Raw genomic sequence first — 16,828 nt, 5'->3', positions numbered from 1 at the left:
GAAATGAGGAGGAACGAGATGAAATTTAAAAAAAATCAGATTCAGCCGCTTCAGGAGCTTGAAATGCCGGATTTCCGGCAGCAAATGGGGCCCAACCCTTATCCGCAGATGGGGCAGATGGGGCAAATGTACCAGCAGCATGGACAGCAGCCTTTCACCCAAACGGGGGGGCAGCAATCGTATCAGCAGCCCGGCCCACAGCTGTTCCAGCCGCAGCCGGCAGGAGTCCAGGTCCCTCCGATGCCTTCAGCACAGCAGACTTCACCGAGTATCCCCGGCATGCTGCCGCTTGAGCAATCCTACATTGAAAATATTTTGCGGCTCAATCGCGGAAAAGTGGCAACCGTATATATGACATTTGAAAACAATCCGGAATGGAATGCGAAAGTCTTTCGGGGAGAAATTGAAGCAGCCGGCCGCGACCACATTATTTTAAGCGACAGAAAAACAGGCACACGCTATTTGCTGCTGATGGTGTATCTTGACTATATTACGTTTGATGAGCCGATCACTTATGATTATCCGTATTCAATGGCCTCATATACCCCAAGATAAAGGTTCGGTTTCATTAAAACCGAACCCTTTTTTTATAGATATTAAGCAAAGTTTCTCACATCATTATTACGTTTGAATTTGTAAATAACGATGAGGAAAAAGACAGCAGCGAAAGCAAACAGGATCATGATATTCAAATACAGATCTTGAAGCTGCTGTCCCTCCTGCAATTTTGCCAGCGTATCCAGCACCCACCGCTGCGGAAGAAAGTCCGCGATACGCTGTGCGAAAGACGGCATGATTTCAATCGGCCAAAAACATCCGGACAGCATGATCGTCGGCATAAATATTAAATTTCGCAATACCCCGGATGACTTGGAGCTATTTGCAAAGACGACGGTGATCAGCGCCAGGCCGACCGCGCTTAGCGCAAAAATCAACAGCACCGCTGCCATCTCCCAAAATGAGATGCCAGTCTCCATCCGGAACACATATTTCACCATTATCAATGTTAAAAAGATTTGGCATGCGATGACAGACATACTGACGGCCACATTGGACATAACGTACTGTCTTGCCGTTATCGGTGTGGTCAAAAGCCTGAAATACGTTCTGTTCTCTTTTTCCTTCACTAACAGTTCGGTCAAGCTTCCCGCTGAAAAAAGCATCGCCATCAGAAGAAAACCGACCGTCCGCTCCGTCATGTTTCTATTTTTCGCCGTGTCTTCAACCGTATATGTTTTGACACCCGTTTCAGAACTCCGGTAATTTTTATACATTTCCTCAAAACGCTTTTCATTCCCCTGCGCCGATTTGCCGATTGCGGCGATATTATCAATGTAATGATAAACATACGATTTCACAAACCCGGTGATTTCAGCGCCTTTGACAGATGCAATGGCGATATGAGCCGGTTCTCCGCTCTGCACGCTTTGAGAAAAGCCTTGTTCAAACGTAATGACGCAATCAAGCTCCCCTGACGCAATTTGACTTTTCCCTTCTGCTTCACTGACCGCGCTGATGTTGACATTCTCGATCCCCTTCAAAAAATCCTTAGTATCTTCGGCGATTCGTCCGCCGTCATGATTGATAATTCCGATGCGCAAATCTGTCTTGTCCATGCTTCCCTCTGTTAAAAGCGATACGAATATGCCTAGCAAGGGCAGACATACGAACAGAAAGATATTGATTTTCTTTTTGAAGGTGACATTCAGTGTGTTTTTGACAAGCCATAGCATTTCTTTCATCTTACAGCCCCTCCCTTCTCTGCAATGAGACAACGGCAATCAGCAGAAATAACAGGGATAAACCGATGTTCAGCAAGATTACGGGCAGCCCCGCCGCTAGATCGTCCGCAAATATAATGTTCATAATAGCTTCGTTCGTCCATGTGAGCGGAGACAGGTCTTTGATCAAAGCTAAAACACCTTCCGCACCCTCGACAGGAAAATAAGCGCCTCCGAAAAATGCAACCAGCGGAATCAACACGTTAATGATCGCCACTGCCGCTTCCCCCGTTCTCGTCAAATAACTGACGCCAAGGCCGAGGCATACGGCAAACAATACGATGCTGAACAGCACGGCCGCCACAAGGGCGAGATGATCTCCCCAGTACGCTTTAAATACGTATTTGCTGAATATGACGACGGCAAAAATACATAATCCGTTTGTCACAAGATTGCCAATCAGCTTGCCGGCAAAAATCTCGCCTTTATGAACCGGCGCCGCGATCAGCCGGTCGGCTGTTTTTCCAAGCCGCTCTCCCCTTATTAAATAACTGGCGCTTAGTGCACTGTAAAGCGCGATCAGAGTGGTCATGGTAACCGCGTAATAATCCATGGAGTTGGGCTTTCTGTCTGAGCTGAGAGACGTCTCCTTGATATAATGGTCGCCAGGTATGTCCCCGAGCACGGCACCCGCTTGCTCAGGAGCGGCTTTGATGATCTCTTGTGCGGCATTGTACCGGTTTGCAAACGCGGTCAGCATTCCTTGAATAATGCTGTTTTTCATACTGTTTTTATCCATTTGGTAAAGCTTGATGCCGCTGTTTTCGATCTCAAGGTAAGCATCGTAGTTCCCTTGTTTGATTTCTTGTTTTCCATCCGTATCAGACAATATTTTTTTAAAATGAACGCCGGATGTTTTCGCTTCTTTTGCGAATGTTTTAAAACCTTCCGAAAACGCTCCGTCAGCCTTGTCTTTATACAGAACATGAACCTCGCCGACCGCTGCTGTTTGCTGATCGAAAGCGTTCGTCAGCGCGGTGCCTAAAATCATAATCAGTACAATCGGAAATGCCAGCATAAAAAGGAATGTCCGCTTGTCCCGAAAAGCCGATACAATTTCTTTTTTCGCAATGATGAGTGTATTCAAACCATGGCCCCCTTTCTAATCGCGCAACTGTCTTCCGGTCAAGGTCAGGAACACGGTTTCCAAATTAGGCGCTTTTTCTTCCAATGAACGAATCTCGGCCCCGTTTTTCATCAGCTTCTCAATAATCTGGTTTAAATTATTGACACCTGCATCCGAGTTGATTTTGATCGTATTGTCTTCAAGAGCAGCCGCCTCCACGCCGCTGATCGTTTTCAGTTCGCCGATATCGACATTTTCCGCCGATTTAAGAACGACCTGAATATCTTTCGTGTTGGTAATGATCGATTTCAGCTGCTCCTTCGTTCCTTCGGCGATAATTTTTCCATGATCCACGATGGCGATCCGCGTACAGATCTCTTCAACTTCTTCCATATAATGGCTGGTGTAAATAATCGTGCAGCCCATCGCATTTAACTTTTTGACGGATTCCAAAATATAATTTCTCGAATGCGGATCAATCCCCACCGTTGGTTCATCCATGATGATCAACTTTGGCCTGTGGGCGATCGCGCAGGCGATATTAAGCCTTCTTTTCATTCCGCCTGAAAAATTTTTCGGGAAGCTTTTATGCTTATCGCTTAAACCGACGAACTGCAATGCTTCTTCCACCCGATTGCGCAATTGGGCCCCGCGGAGACCATAGAGTCCGGCGAAAAACTTCACATTTTCATATGCCGTTAAATCCTCGTAAATGGCCAGATCCTGCGGGACAATGCCGATATTCATCTTGGCGAATTTGCGGTGTTTCGCAATGTTTTTTCCGAGAATCAAAATCTCGCCTTCATTGCATCTCAGCAAACTCGAGATCATGTGAATGGTCGTGCTCTTTCCGGCCCCGTTTGCGCCGAGCAATCCAAATATTTCGCCCTCTTCGATCGAGAGTGATATATTGTCGACGGCAACGAAGTCGCCAAATTTTTTTGTTAGATGATGGATTTCCAATACATTCATGTTCTCACCTCATTTTGATTTCATTATAAAAAAAAGATGAATGGTGCGGCAGTGCAGCATTTCATCTTTTTCACATGAGAAAATTCATATTCAATTCATGAAATCATTCATGCTTGGGCAGCAAGGTGGTGACAGAGAAGCCGTTCGAACCGTCAACAATCACCTTTCCGTTAACAGAAGCGGCCCGTTCCTCCATCCCGATGATCCCCATCCCTTTCTTGATTTTCTGCCGCCCTTTTCCATTGTCTTTCACTTCGGCTTTAATGAGTGTATTCAGCACATGAATATAGATGGATACATGTGTCGCTTCTGCATATTTCACCGAGTTTGTCAGTGCTTCGGTGATATTTTCAAACATAATCTTCCACTGAATTTGAGAAATAACATCCAAATCGCCTTTATGCAAAAATGAAATATTCATATGATACCGCGCCGAACATTCATCGATAAACAGCTTCAATCTATGGATACCCATCTGTTCTGAGGGCGGCTTGACGCTTTTTAACGTCAATCTGATATTTTCGATCCCGTCCTTGGAGATGTTAATCGCGTTTTGCAGGAGCTCGGAAGCTTTTTCCTTGTCTATGTCAAGGACGCGCTTCGCCGCTTCGAGCTGAATCAGCGCTCCTGTCATGGAATGGCCGATTTTATCGTGTATTTCCTGGGAAAGCCGGTTCCGCTCCTCAAGCTTATACGTATATTCGGATTGTCTGATAAACTCTTTGTTTTCCCGCAGCATGTTTGTTACCTTCTCCAGGTCTCTTCTCGTTTGATCGATATGATGTTCAAGCTTTTCAATCCGCGCTGCATCTTGGCTTGCCGCCCAGTACAGCAAAAATTGAAAAGCGGCTGTCAACGCGTAGACCGCTGAGATGCTTTCATTGATAAACAAAACCGGAACGATTGAAGCGGCAAGTACCATCCACTTCGGCAGCCCGAAATTAGCTGCTCCTTCATACAGGCTAAAAGGAAGAAATAAAATAAATAGGGGGTGCACCTCGGCATAAGAAAAAATTGAAATGATGACAGACATAATAATAAAAAGCTTTTTTATTTTTCCTTCAGATAAAATTGAAATCCCGAGGTTGATACAGGCGTAAACAAGAATGCTGAACACAAGCCACGGCAGATTGTCAATTTCCGAAGAAACGCATTGATAGATGATAAATCCCAGCAAAATCAGTTTGCCGGTCAAAATCCGCAATTCCATGGTGATCCCCCAGATTAAAAGTTAACTTTTCCAGTTAAATAATAAATTGCGATTTGCGTCCGGTGTTCAAGCCCTGTTTTCCCCAAAATCGAGGAAATATAATTGGCAATCGTACCTTCAGAAATAAACAGTTCTTTCGATATTTCTTTATTGGACAGCCCTCTGGCAATCAGGGCCATAATTCCGAGCTCGCGTTCGGTAAACAGGCTTTCGTCTATTTTGGATTCCGCTTCTTTATGCTCCGCCAAATTGGATTTAATCTTGTCGAGGATGATATCTTGCATGACAGTATGGCCGTTGTACACGCTTTTAATTGCGTCTCTAATTCGCTCAGGATCGGCATTTTTCAGCAAATATCCTTTTGCTCCGTTCCGTATGGCAGCGACGATGTATTCGTCATCATCAAACGTTGTTAAAATAAAAGGCTTGGCGCCCGTTTCTGAAATGAGCCGCGCAGCTTCCACTCCATCCATGTTGGGCATGCGGACATCAAGCAGTGCAATATCCACAGCTTGGCCGCGGCAAAATTCGACCGCTTGCAAGCCATCCTCCACCGTCGCCAGCACTTCAAATTCATCATAAGTGCTCAGTATGATTTTCATACCCTCTCTTATGAATGAATTGTCATCCGCAATGATCACTTTAATTTTCATCTTTGAACGGAGACCGGTCCTCCGCCATGCACATCCCTTCTGTCAAAATGCAAAAGCCGGGTCTTTCGCCCTGTTCATAACATTAAATTACCATGAATCAGCCCCTGTTAAAATAAAAAAAAGCCAATCCTTTCAGGAGATTGGCTTTTTAGTAAGCTACAAGTATTTAACAGCTGATACAACAACCATGATCCATGCGGCAATAAACGCCACGCCGCCCAGCGGAGTAATCGCACCGAGGACGCTGATTTGCGTAAGGCTGAGGACATATAAACTTCCTGAAAATAAAACGATTCCGGCAAACATCAGCCAACCTGCCGCAGTTACGCTTCCCGCATCTGTAAGCTTTGACGCGATGAGCGCGACGGCAATTAAACCGAGCGCATGATACATATGATACTGGACGCCGGTCTGCCAGATTTGCAAATATTTCTCGGGAATTTTCCCCTCAAGACCATGAGCTCCGAACGCCCCTAAAGCAACCGCAAGCATCGCATTGACAGCACCTAAAATTAAAAATAATTTCACGATCAAATCGCCCGCCTTTCTTTTATCATCATAGCGCACACGCCTTTAATTTCAACGTTTACACATCTCATGACACGATATTGTCAAATTTCTTTTTCCGTAGCTGCATCTGTTCCGCAGCAATCGCTACAATTGTTCCAAGGACAAGCCCATTGCTTAAAATGGAAACAAAAACAGGATGCATTCCTTCCAAAGCACTTTCAGGTACAAACATGACCCCCACGCCGGCAAGGAGCGCAATCCCGGTAACAAAACGGATGCGGCCTGCCTCGTCCTTTTCATAAGAATCGAATTCGGCAAATGCCAGGCCGACCATCGTTGAAAACACGACGAAGTTCACCGCAAAGCCGACCGGAGACGGCAGGCTGGCAAAAGTATTCATGACCAGCGGGAAAAAGCTGATGACGATCACGATCAAACTCCCGAGCAAAAACGGTTTTTTCGAAGACATTCTCGTCGTTTGAATAAACCCGGCCGCCCCGGATATCGGCACCGTGCCTACAGCTCCGAGCAATCCGCTCAGCAAATGGCTGACGGAGGCGATAAATCCGGCAGGACGTGCCCGCCTCCTCTCCTCCAGCTTCTCAAACTGTCTGACCGCTCCTTCAACCACCCGTATGCTGGCGAGCATATTGACGATTAACAATACTGTAATAAATAGCGAAGTAACGACTAATCCGCTGTCAAACAGCGGCATTCCGAACGGAAAAATATCCGGAAGGCGGAACAGCTGGTTCGCATGCTCAGGCGCCTTCGCCACGCCGAATACGGCAAATAAGACCCAGCCGCCGAAAAGCGCAATTAAAATTGAATATTGCTTGAGAACCGGAATGTTTGACCGGCTCATCAGAAACGTAGCCAGCATGACCACAACCGCCAGCAAAAACACGGGTATATCGACCTCGTTTTTCCGGTAGCCGATCCCCATGACACCTTTAACGATCGGATCGCTAAGCTGGATGACCAGCAGCAGTAAATAAATGCCCGTCACAACAGGAGTAAACATCACAGCCAGCTTATCAATAACTTTAAATAAACTAAAAATAAAGAAGAAAACCGCGCTTAGCAGCATCGCTCCCTGCAGCCCCTGAAGCGTTTCAATATGAGTCGCAAATACGGTCCCTGTAAGACCGGAATAAATCGTGTACACGCCCCACCAGAGGCCGGCCGGACTCTCATTAATCGGCAGGCGGTGTCCCAATAAACATTGGATAAAAGCCGTTGTGCCGAGCACGAAAAAAGTGCTTTGAACCAGCCCAGCGGTCTCTGCCTGGTTCAGCCCGAATGACTGCCCGATTGCAATGGGCACCACGATTGCGGCCGCAATAATAAATGCCGTCCATTGTAAAGCCCCAAAAAGCAGTTTCAAGTTGATCAACCTCTCTTTTTTAAAACAGCCGACGGCGCCTAGAAATCAAAAATAGAATCTCCGTTGCCGTCATCTTCGTGCTTTTGTTTCTCTTGTTTTTTGTACTGTTCAGCACCGGCGCTCCCCATCATTTTTTCTAGCATCAGCTGGTCGCTCGATGGTTTATTGGCCGTTTGAACATAGGGTGAAGACTGGACGGACGGCCGCTGCTGCGGTTCAACAATGACGTCGCAAAGGGAGCGGATAACCGCGATGTGCATTTTCAATTCATTTTCCTGGCTGCATTCCTTTGCTTTTTTCAATTCGTCCTCCATCTTCTGCAGCAAACTTGATATATGTATGTTCATCAAATCGATCCTCCAAACCGTTTTCAGTTTCCATTTCATTTTACCAAATTAACTTCTCCCGTGCCGAATGCACTTTGCAAATATCCATTGCGAAAAATTGCCTCTCCTGCTGTGAAATATCACCTTTTGCACTTTTAAAAAAGATATCTGCAGGCAAACGCAGGTAGAAAACGCCGATTTTCTTACGGCTAAAAGTTGACAGCTGAAAAGGCTGTCACACATAATGAAAAAAAACTTCACTCGAATTTCTAAAAGCGAAAGGAATCAGGGAATGGCAGAACGTACACCCTCCATCGAAACGACCGTTACCGAGCAAAAGCGATATTTTTTAAGCGGGGCAACACTCGCTGTTGAAAATCGTCTGGAACAGCTTAACATTCTTAAGAATGCTGTAAAAAAATATGAACGGGACATACTTGAAGCCCTTCAGAAAGACCTTAATAAATCAGAGCACGAAGCCTATATGACGGAAATCGGCATTGTACTGGAAGAAATCCGCTTCATCAGCAGACGATTAAAAAAATGGGCCAAGCCGAAAAAGGCGAAAGCGGCCGTCTCGCACATCGGTTCAAAAAGCATCGTCATTGCGGAGCCTTATGGCACGGTCCTGATCATCGCGCCATGGAACTATCCGTTTCAGCTTGCCGTTTCGCCTCTGATCGGCGCACTTGCTGCGGGGAATACGGCCGTCATCAAACCGTCAGAGCTTGCTCCCGCTGTATCCAGCGTCATATCCAAGATGCTTAAAGAAATCTTTCCCCCCGAATATGTATCCGTTATTGAGGGCGGGGTGGAGACGAATCAAGTGCTTTTGCGGCAAAAATTTGACTATATCTTTTTTACAGGCAGTGTTCCCGTGGGCAAAGTCGTCATGGAAGCCGCAGCAAAACAGCTCATTCCAGTCACACTTGAGCTTGGCGGAAAAAGCCCCTGCATCGTGCACAAGGATGCTGATCTTAAGCTTGCAGCTCAAAGGATTGTTTTCGGAAAGCTGACAAACGCAGGACAGACGTGCATTGCGCCTGATTATCTGCTCGTACACAAAGATGTGAAAAGCGGGCTGTTGCACGCTCTGAAGCAATCGATCCAAACATTTTACGGAAAAGCGCCGGAAAGCCATCCGGCGTACGGAAAAATCATAAGCGAACGTCATTTCGAACGGTTACTCCGCTTTTTACACAACGAGAATATCGTAACAGGCGGAACGTATCAAAAAGACGCACTTAAAATTGCTCCGGCCATTATCGATGAACCCGACTGGGAATCGCCGATCATGCAGGAAGAGATTTTCGGGCCGCTCCTTCCTGTCATCGGCTATGAAACAATCGAAGACGTTATCCAAATGGTTCAAAGCCGCCCTAAACCGCTCGCGCTCTATTTGTTTACGAATGAAAAACCGGTACAGAAGCACATCCTCAGCCGGATTTCATTTGGCGGGGGATGCATCAATGACACGCTGATGCACACAGCCACACCTTACCTCCCCTTCGGCGGCGTAGGCGAAAGCGGAATCGGAAGTTACCATGGGTATCACAGCTTTAAGACGTTTTCCCACGAGAAAAGCGTTTTAAAACAGACAAACCTGTTTGACATTTCATTCCGTTACCCTTCATCAAAAAACGGGCTGCGAATCATCAAAAAACTTCTCAGGTAGATAGGAGCCAGACAAACGAAGAACCGCTTATTTTAGCGGTTCTCGCGATTTTAAAGATTCGGAAGGGACCAATCAATCGGCTCATCACCGATTTGTTCCAAATACTGATTGGCTCTTGAAAACGGTCTGCTCCCGAAAAACCCGTTTCTAGCCGAGAATGGGCTCGGATGCGGCGACTGGATAATGAAATGCTTGGATGTATCGATTCGCTCTTTTTTCATTTGGGCATGCCGGCCCCAGAGAATAAAAACGACTGGCTTATCTCTTTTGTTTAAAACATCTATGATACTGTCTGTCAGCTGTTCCCACCCTTTTCCTTTATGCGAATTTGCCTGGCCCCGTCTCACAGTCAAAACGGTGTTCAGCAGCAGAACGCCTTGCTTGGCCCAACTGACGAGAGAACCGTGATTAGGGATGTCGGCGCCAATGTCATTCTGCAATTCTATAAAGATATTTTTCAAAGAAGGCGGCGGATTGACACCGGGTTGTACGGAAAAGCTTAAGCCATGGGCCTGCCCCGGGCCATGATACGGATCCTGGCCGAGAATCACGACTTTAACATTTTCATAGGAAGTATAATGCAAAGCATTGTATATATCGTTCGGTTCAGGATATACGGTGTGCTCTGCATACTCCCTTTTCAGCATTTCCCTCAGTTCTTGATAGTAAGGCTTATTAAACTCGTCCTTCAGCTGCTGCCACCAGCTGTCATTCAAAATCTGTTTCAATGTTCAGGCCTCCTTAACTCAATTGTCTTGCAGCGGAAAGCCTGGATGCGACCGGTTTTCCGTCCCAGACGATTTCGCTTTCCGCTTCCCTTTTTTTCATAGCAGGTTCTTCGAGAAGTACGAAAAAGTTCTTTGTCGGCAGCTTGCCAAGCTGATGCTTTTCACTCAAGACATCCAAATAATACTGTCTCATTCCGCCAAGATCTCCGGATTGGTTGTCACCCTGATCTGAAAACGCATAGATGACGCTTGCAAAAGGAACCCTTTTCACGCGAAAGCGCTCAGCTGCTCTCAGGAAAAAGTCCCAATCCCAATAATTGTGGACAGCAGGATCAAAATAGCCGATCTCGTCATGAAGAGACCGTTTGTACATACTCCCTGAAGGAACATATGTAGAAAACTTCCTCATTTCATCCAAGTTAAAGGAATACGCAAAAAGATAACGGCTTGTCGGAATTCTTTTATCCTCTTTTTCTTCGAAAGACACAATCTCAGCATCCGAATAAACAAAATCGGCGGTCTCCAGCGCATTCAACATTCTTTCCATATGGCACGGAGTGAAAAAATCATCATCATCACACAGCATAATAACATCTCCGGAAGCTTCTTTCACCCCTATATTTCTCGCTTTTACATGCTTCACGTTTTCTTTCAGATGGATAACTCTGATCGGAAGGTCTGAATAAAGGCGCTCAACAAAGTCGACGCTCTCCCCGGCATCATTAACAATAATGACTTCAAACGGTGCAACAGACTGTTTTGTAATGGATTCAAGCAATTCGCACAAAGCGGTGACCCGGTTGTGCGTGACAACTACGATAGATATGTTCATGTTTGTGATATACGCTCCTTCTTATTTCATTCTAAACATATTAAATCATAATGCGAATAATTTCACATGGATCAAAAGATGGTTTGGTTTTTTATGCCAATCCATTCACGAAATTTGGCAGAGGACCGCTGCACTATAAAGCGGCAGCCATTTCATTGTGATCTTGCGAAAAGCTGTCTATAATAAGTAATAAACCAACTTTGGATGGAATCTCTTATCGTGGAGGATTGACTGAACATGACAATGCACAAAGCACTGACAATCGCCGGCTCTGACTCAAGCGGAGGCGCCGGCATTCAGGCGGACTTAAAAACGTTCCAAGAAAAGAACGTCTATGGAATGACGGCCCTTACGGTTGTTGTCGCCATGGATCCTGAGAACAACTGGAATCACCAGGTATTCCCAGTTGATACGGAAGTCATCCGCGCCCAGCTGTCGACGATTGTGGACGGCATCGGGGTAGATGCGATGAAAACGGGCATGCTTCCGACTGTTGATATCATTGAATTGGCGGCAGACACAATCAAGAAGCACAGCATGAAAAATGTCGTCATTGATCCCGTTATGGTATGTAAAGGAGCAAATGAAGTGCTGTATCCCGAACACGCAAAGGCTTTAAGAGAGCTTTTGGCTCCGCTTGCCACGGTCATTACGCCAAACCTTTTTGAAGCCGGCCAGCTCAGCGGACTTGGAGAAATTAAAACGGTTGAGCAAATGAAGGAAGCGGCAAAAGTCATTCACGGCCTCGGCGCTGAACACGTCCTCATTACAGGAGGAGGCAAACTGAATCACGAAAAAGCGGTAGATGTATTATTTGACGGCCGGGATGCAGAAGTCATCGAAGGAGAAAGAATTGAAACTCCATACACGCACGGGGCGGGCTGCACCTATTCCGCAGCGATTACGGCTGAACTCGCCAAAGGTTCAAATGTAAAAGAAGCCATTTATTCTGCAAAAACATTTATTACGGAAGCCATCCGCGAATCATTCCGTTTGAATCAATACGTCGGGCCGACGAAGCACTCCGCTTTACGGCTCAGCGGCAAATAAAAGCCAGCCCCATTAAAAGGGGCTGGCTTTTATTTAGCTTTCGCGTTTGATCGTTCTTGCAGATGATCTTAAGAAAGTCTCAATCGATTCCACAAAAAGAGCATATTCTTTCATTTGTTCATAAGTGTCTTGAAGTTTCTTTTGTATTTCTTCATCATCCGGAATTGTTTTATCTTCAATACCGCCGATCAGCTTCTTCATCTGAAGGAGCAAACCATTGTATTCCTCTCTCGTATCCTCAATATGATCCGCTATTTTTTTCAAACGCACAGCTGTCAACTTCTGCTGGTTTTGATCCAAAAAAACAACCCCTTTTTCACTGCACTCTCTCTAAAAAAAGCATATCATAAAGGGATTGTACAGAAAATAGCAAACCGCACCCGCTCCCTTTATGCGACCGTCCAGGATGTTACATTCACTATGATTTCTTTTCTGGCACCGATCCAAACATCATTATTTCCCGGGTAAGGAAAATATCTTGCCGTAAAGACTTCCTCTCCCCCATTGACGAAGATTTCAATCGCAGACGCGTCTAAAAAGATGTTTAAATCGCGGAGCTCATGCAAACGACAATGTCTGGCTTCCGTTCTTTCATCAACATAGCTGTTTCTTTCCAAAGTTATGATGCCGTCAGCTTTATTGTAAATGAGTCGCGCGGCACCCCTGAAGGAAATCTCAAAGCTGTCTTCAATAAGTTGCGGGCTGATGAAAAGCTCGGTTTTGTCCGGTTGAACAATGTCCAGTTTTTCGGTGCCTTGATTAAGTGATATTGCTGCGCGTTTTTCGTTTTGGCGGAGCGTTCTAAGCTCCGCGACCGGTTTTTGAACGATTTTATCGTTTTGCAAATGCAATTCCCTCGGCAATGTCATACAGTGCACCCATTGATGCTGAATCGTCGGCTGGCTCTGTTCATCCTGGTCCGGAACACCCATCCAGGCAACCAGTATCCTCCGGCCTGATTCGTCTTTTGTCGTCTGCGGCGCATAAAAATCAAAGCCGCGGTCAAGCTCTTCAAAGTCTCCGTGTGTAAAACCCGGTTTCTGCTCGTTCAATTCACCGACAAAATAACCTGACTGATAGACGTTTTGGTAGCGCATCTCTTTTGCTTCAAGGCCTTGCGGACAGACAATTAAGACGTCTTTGCCGTTTAGTTCGAACATGTCAGGGCATTCCCACATATAGCCGAATTCCCCGAGCTGATCTGTATTTGAACCTGTGATGTCGCCAAGGAACTGCCAGTCTTTCAAATTATCCGATTGAAACAGAACGGCTCTGCCCTCAAGTTTTTCAGTCTGGGCGCCGAGCACCATGTACCAGCTGCCACTCTTTTTCCATACTTTCGGATCGCGGAAATGAGCCGTGTATCCTTTCGGAATCCTTGCAACAACCCCCTGTTTTTCAAACGAGATGCCGTCTTTTGAGACGGCGAGACATTGATAGGTCTCCCTATTTCCCTCGTCGTCTCTGACATTCCCCGTATAAAACAGGTGGAGCACATCATTTTCAGCGATCGCGCTTCCTGAATAACAGCCGTTTTTATCAAACCAGTCGCTCGGCGTGAGGGCGATCTCTTCATGCCGCCAGTTCACGAGATCTGTTGAAGAGTAGTGCCCCCACAGCTTTGCACCGTGCCCCGTTTTAAAAGGCATCCACTGATAAAAAAGATGGTAAACTCCCTTCCACTGAATGAACCCGTTCGGATCATTCAGCAGTCCGACAGGAGGCAAGATGTGATAATGCAGCCGATAGGGATCAAGGTTTACAATATCCCGGTATTCTTCAACCCGGTTTATTGCCTTTTGACGAAGCTCCTGATCTTGATTCATCGTTTTCCCCTCCTTCCGTCACTTTTTCTCGTCTTCATTAATTCCTAAAATAAAGGCTGTGATAAACGCGACAGACACAGAGATCGCCATTCCGATTAAATAATGGATCAGGTTGCCCATTCCAAGCGGGGCAACAATCGCAATCATCGGTATTCCCGTCAAACCGTAGGCGTTTGCCGCAACATTCATAAAGACAACGTATGCAGCACCGAGCGCTCCACCGGCCATTGCCGCGATAAACGGCTTGCGGTAACGGAGGTTAACACCGAAAATAACAGGTTCGGTAATGCCGAGAAAAGAAGAGAAAGCAGCAGGTAAAGCGATTTCTTTTGTTTTTGCGCGCTTTGCCAAAAAGAATACGGCAAGTCCGGCCCCGCCTTGGGCGACATTGGACATAGACCAGATCGGAAGCAGGTAGTTCCTGCCGATATCAGCGATAAGGCCGGCCTCAATCGCGTGGAAACTGTGGTGAACACCAGTTAAAACGATCAGCGAGTATGTTCCTCCGAAAATCAGTCCGGCAACAGGTCCGGCAAGATCATACACATAAGTTAAAACGTTCGTGATCCCTGTACCAAGCATTCTTCCTAAAGGACCGATTGCGATAAAGGCAATAAATCCCGTTGAAATAATCGTGACAAACGGTGTCACTAAAAGATCGATCGCGTTTGGAACAATTTTTCTTACGCCTTTTTCGATTTTACTCATCACATACACGGCAAGCAAAATTGGAACAACGGTTCCTTGATAGCCCAGCATCTCAATTTTGAGCCCGTAAAAGTTCATCACATCCGGAGATGCAGTTGCCAGTCCCCAAGGATTGAACAAGCTCGGGTGAATTAAAATACCTCCAAGTACAGCCCCCAGGTAAGGATTGCTGCCAAATTCTTTCGCAGCACTGACACCGATCAAGATCGGAAGGATAATAAATGCCGCGCTTGAGAACATATCAAGCATTTTATACAGCGCTGCATCAGGATCGACCCACTGAAATGCCTTCATCATCCCCAACAGCCCCATTAATAAACCGCTTGCAACAATGGCCGGGATGATGGGCACGAAAATATTTGACAGCGTTTTCGCGAATCGCGCTAAAGGATTCATTTTTCCCTTTGCGGCATCGCTGTGCTGAACCGTTTCCTTTTGGTCAAGATTCAGCTCTTTAGCAAACTGTTCATACACTTTATTAACAAGTCCTGTTCCGAAAATAATCTGGTATTGGCCAGAGCTCGAAAAGGCTCCTTTTACACCTTCCAGCTCTTCGACCTTTTCCTGGTCGATTTTCGCTTCGTCCTTGATCACCAAACGAAGCCTTGTCGCACAATGAGCTGCACTGATGACATTATCTTCTCCGCCAAGAAGCTGTATAAGACGTACGGCGATTTCTTTGTGATTCATGATGACTCCTCCTTTTTTTTAAAAAAAAAGCAGAAAAGACCTAAAATTCACCAACGAATGGCGGATAGATTCTCCCCATTCATCTAGCAAATTTTAGGTCTTGCCTGCTTTACCAGTCACAATCCCCGGTATTTATTTTTTAATACGCTTTCATTTTATTATGTGATAACGCTTTCGTCAACTACTTTTTTATTTTCTGTGAAAATCGACCTAAAAAAGCCTGATCGCGCGTTATCAGGCGGTATTACCTATAGGAATCATTTAAACGCTGGACATGCAGCGTAATATATCCGACTTCCGATTCCGGAAGATGAAGATCATATTCAGTTTTCACGTAATCCGCCAGCCCTGCCGCACACTGGTAGCTTTCAGGATACTTTTTCCGGATGAAATAAAGCATGTCATCGTCCATGACATGAAACGCTTCATTTGATTCCAGCCTGTTGATGGCATACCTGAGATGCGTGACAAGACGCTGATATGAGATGCTGTTTTCGTCAATCTTCTGATTGAAACAGCATTCGATTTTTTCTATCAATTCTTTGATGATGTTCGTGTATTTAAGCGTCTTCTGCATGTTTTCCGCATCCATTTTTGCGGTATGAATATGCAGCGCAATATAACCCGCTTCATCATCAGGCAATTCGACTTTCAATTTTTCTTTGACCAAATCGATTGCCCAGAGTCCGATCTCATATTCTTTTTTATAAAGCGCTTTGATTTCATTTAATAATTTATTTTGAATGACGAATCCTTTGCGGACTCGCTCGATCGCAAATGACAAATGATCCACAAGGGCGATGTGGATATGATCACTCAACGGTGCGGACAGCCGCCCTTCCGCATAGCTGATGATCTCTTCGGCAGCTTCAATATGTTCTTCCGGAAGTGTTTCGAGGATTTGTTTAAACTTTTCATTTTCTTCATGAATGGTAAAAATTTTTTCTACCTTGTTTCTTGGAATGGTATCGTTTTTGCCTTTTTGAAAAGCGATACCAGGCCCCATGACAATTTTTTCTTGACCATCCTCCTTTATGATTGCTGCATTGTTGTTCAATACTTTATAGATTTTCAAAGCCGTCACCCACTTCCCGTTATGAGTGGGATTTTACCTTGTTTAAGTTCCCGTGTAAAGAGTTGGTCCGGCTCTTACCCTCTTCACCGCTTTTTGGCAAACAGCCCGGTTGGGTTCTGTCGTAAAACTGCCTGGCATCGCTCTCTTACAGCCCGACATCCGCTCTGTTGATTCTTCTCTTTTTTCCGAAAAGCCGCCTGCCTGATAAGCATCGGCAGCCTGATATGTACCGCCGGCGAACGCCATCACCTTCATCTGAGTCTCTCTGACAGGCACCACCGCATTCAGCAGCACGGCCGTCCATAATTTTAAAAATGATATCAAACCTTTCATACCGAT

Annotated in this window: 18 protein-coding genes; 3 read left to right on the top strand and 15 right to left on the bottom strand. The window is 45.7% G+C overall.

Annotation, left to right across the window (positions count from 1 at the left end):
* The first annotated feature begins 18 nt into the window (after window positions 1-18).
* Window positions 19-555, top strand: coding sequence for a spore coat protein GerQ (gerQ, locus tag M1D90_RS01740; RefSeq protein WP_020453327.1), 537 nt, complete (start codon window positions 19-21; stop codon window positions 553-555).
* 41 nt (window positions 556-596) lie between these two features.
* On the opposite strand, the gene M1D90_RS01735 is transcribed toward gerQ, so the two are convergent.
* The 8 genes from M1D90_RS01735 to M1D90_RS01700 all read right to left on the bottom strand — a co-directional run bounded on the left by M1D90_RS01735 (window position 597) and on the right by M1D90_RS01700 (window position 7,926).
* Complete coding sequence (locus tag M1D90_RS01735; protein WP_456283099.1) at window positions 597-1,742, bottom strand: ABC transporter permease; 1,146 nt, start codon at window positions 1,740-1,742, stop codon at window positions 597-599.
* Between the two features lies 1 nt (window position 1,743).
* A complete protein-coding gene (locus M1D90_RS01730) occupies window positions 1,744-2,868 on the bottom strand; it encodes an ABC transporter permease (protein ID WP_020453329.1) in 1,125 nt (374 codons plus the stop codon).
* A 15-nt stretch (window positions 2,869-2,883) separates the two neighbouring features.
* Window positions 2,884-3,819 carry an ABC transporter ATP-binding protein gene (locus M1D90_RS01725; protein ID WP_023857031.1) on the bottom strand — a complete coding sequence of 312 codons (936 nt, stop codon included), beginning with the start codon at window positions 3,817-3,819 and terminating at the stop codon, window positions 2,884-2,886.
* Window positions 3,820-3,922: 103 nt separating this feature from the next.
* Window positions 3,923-5,029 (bottom strand): sensor histidine kinase, encoded by a 1,107-nt coding sequence (locus M1D90_RS01720; RefSeq protein ID WP_095291414.1) that lies wholly within the window; start codon window positions 5,027-5,029, stop codon window positions 3,923-3,925.
* A 14-nt stretch (window positions 5,030-5,043) separates the two neighbouring features.
* Complete coding sequence (locus M1D90_RS01715; protein WP_023857029.1) at window positions 5,044-5,682, bottom strand: response regulator; 639 nt, start codon at window positions 5,680-5,682, stop codon at window positions 5,044-5,046.
* Between the two features lie 156 nt (window positions 5,683-5,838).
* Window positions 5,839-6,210, bottom strand: a complete 372-nt coding sequence (locus tag M1D90_RS01710; protein ID WP_025810614.1) for a DUF423 domain-containing protein — start codon at window positions 6,208-6,210, stop codon at window positions 5,839-5,841.
* 67 nt (window positions 6,211-6,277) lie between these two features.
* Complete coding sequence (locus M1D90_RS01705; RefSeq protein WP_023857027.1) at window positions 6,278-7,579, bottom strand: purine/pyrimidine permease; 1,302 nt, start codon at window positions 7,577-7,579, stop codon at window positions 6,278-6,280.
* A 38-nt stretch (window positions 7,580-7,617) separates the two neighbouring features.
* Window positions 7,618-7,926, bottom strand: a complete 309-nt coding sequence (locus tag M1D90_RS01700) for a YwdI family protein (protein ID WP_023857026.1) — start codon at window positions 7,924-7,926, stop codon at window positions 7,618-7,620.
* A gap of 271 nt (window positions 7,927-8,197) precedes the next feature.
* Between M1D90_RS01700 and M1D90_RS01695 the strand changes: the two genes are divergently transcribed.
* Window positions 8,198-9,580 (top strand): aldehyde dehydrogenase, encoded by a 1,383-nt coding sequence (locus M1D90_RS01695; protein ID WP_026580265.1) that lies wholly within the window; start codon window positions 8,198-8,200, stop codon window positions 9,578-9,580.
* Window positions 9,581-9,630: 50 nt separating this feature from the next.
* On the opposite strand, the gene M1D90_RS01690 is transcribed toward M1D90_RS01695, so the two are convergent.
* Complete coding sequence (locus M1D90_RS01690; RefSeq protein WP_020453337.1) at window positions 9,631-10,308, bottom strand: uracil-DNA glycosylase; 678 nt, start codon at window positions 10,306-10,308, stop codon at window positions 9,631-9,633.
* A gap of 13 nt (window positions 10,309-10,321) precedes the next feature.
* Window positions 10,322-11,140: a glycosyltransferase family 2 protein gene (locus tag M1D90_RS01685; RefSeq protein WP_020453338.1), complete on the bottom strand. Its 819-nt coding sequence runs from the start codon at window positions 11,138-11,140 to the stop codon at window positions 10,322-10,324.
* Window positions 11,141-11,377: 237 nt separating this feature from the next.
* Between M1D90_RS01685 and M1D90_RS01680 the strand changes: the two genes are divergently transcribed.
* On the top strand, window positions 11,378-12,190 hold the full coding sequence (locus M1D90_RS01680; RefSeq protein WP_020453339.1) for a bifunctional hydroxymethylpyrimidine kinase/phosphomethylpyrimidine kinase: 813 nt from the start codon (window positions 11,378-11,380) through the stop codon (window positions 12,188-12,190).
* A gap of 33 nt (window positions 12,191-12,223) precedes the next feature.
* On the opposite strand, the gene M1D90_RS01675 is transcribed toward M1D90_RS01680, so the two are convergent.
* The 5 genes from M1D90_RS01675 to M1D90_RS01655 form a co-directional block, all read right to left on the bottom strand.
* Entirely contained in the window at window positions 12,224-12,490 is a 267-nt protein-coding gene (locus M1D90_RS01675) for a hypothetical protein (RefSeq protein WP_023857023.1), read from the bottom strand.
* Between the two features lie 89 nt (window positions 12,491-12,579).
* Window positions 12,580-14,016 (bottom strand): sucrose-6-phosphate hydrolase, encoded by a 1,437-nt coding sequence (locus tag M1D90_RS01670; protein WP_456283098.1) that lies wholly within the window; start codon window positions 14,014-14,016, stop codon window positions 12,580-12,582.
* Window positions 14,017-14,034: 18 nt separating this feature from the next.
* The gene (locus tag M1D90_RS01665; RefSeq protein WP_023857021.1) at window positions 14,035-15,414 is read right to left on the bottom strand and encodes a sucrose-specific PTS transporter subunit IIBC; all 1,380 of its coding nucleotides are present in this window, start codon (window positions 15,412-15,414) and stop codon (window positions 14,035-14,037) included.
* A gap of 244 nt (window positions 15,415-15,658) precedes the next feature.
* Window positions 15,659-16,489: a PRD domain-containing protein gene (locus M1D90_RS01660; protein WP_023857020.1), complete on the bottom strand. Its 831-nt coding sequence runs from the start codon at window positions 16,487-16,489 to the stop codon at window positions 15,659-15,661.
* Window positions 16,490-16,531: 42 nt separating this feature from the next.
* Window positions 16,532-16,822, bottom strand: a complete 291-nt coding sequence (locus M1D90_RS01655) for a hypothetical protein (RefSeq protein WP_023857019.1) — start codon at window positions 16,820-16,822, stop codon at window positions 16,532-16,534.
* Between the last annotated feature and the right edge of the window lie 6 nt (window positions 16,823-16,828).

The organism is Bacillus sp. JZ34 (genome assembly GCF_053903205.1).
The sequence above is the reverse complement of the archived record's forward strand: the minus strand, read 5'-3'. Positions and strand labels throughout refer to the sequence as shown.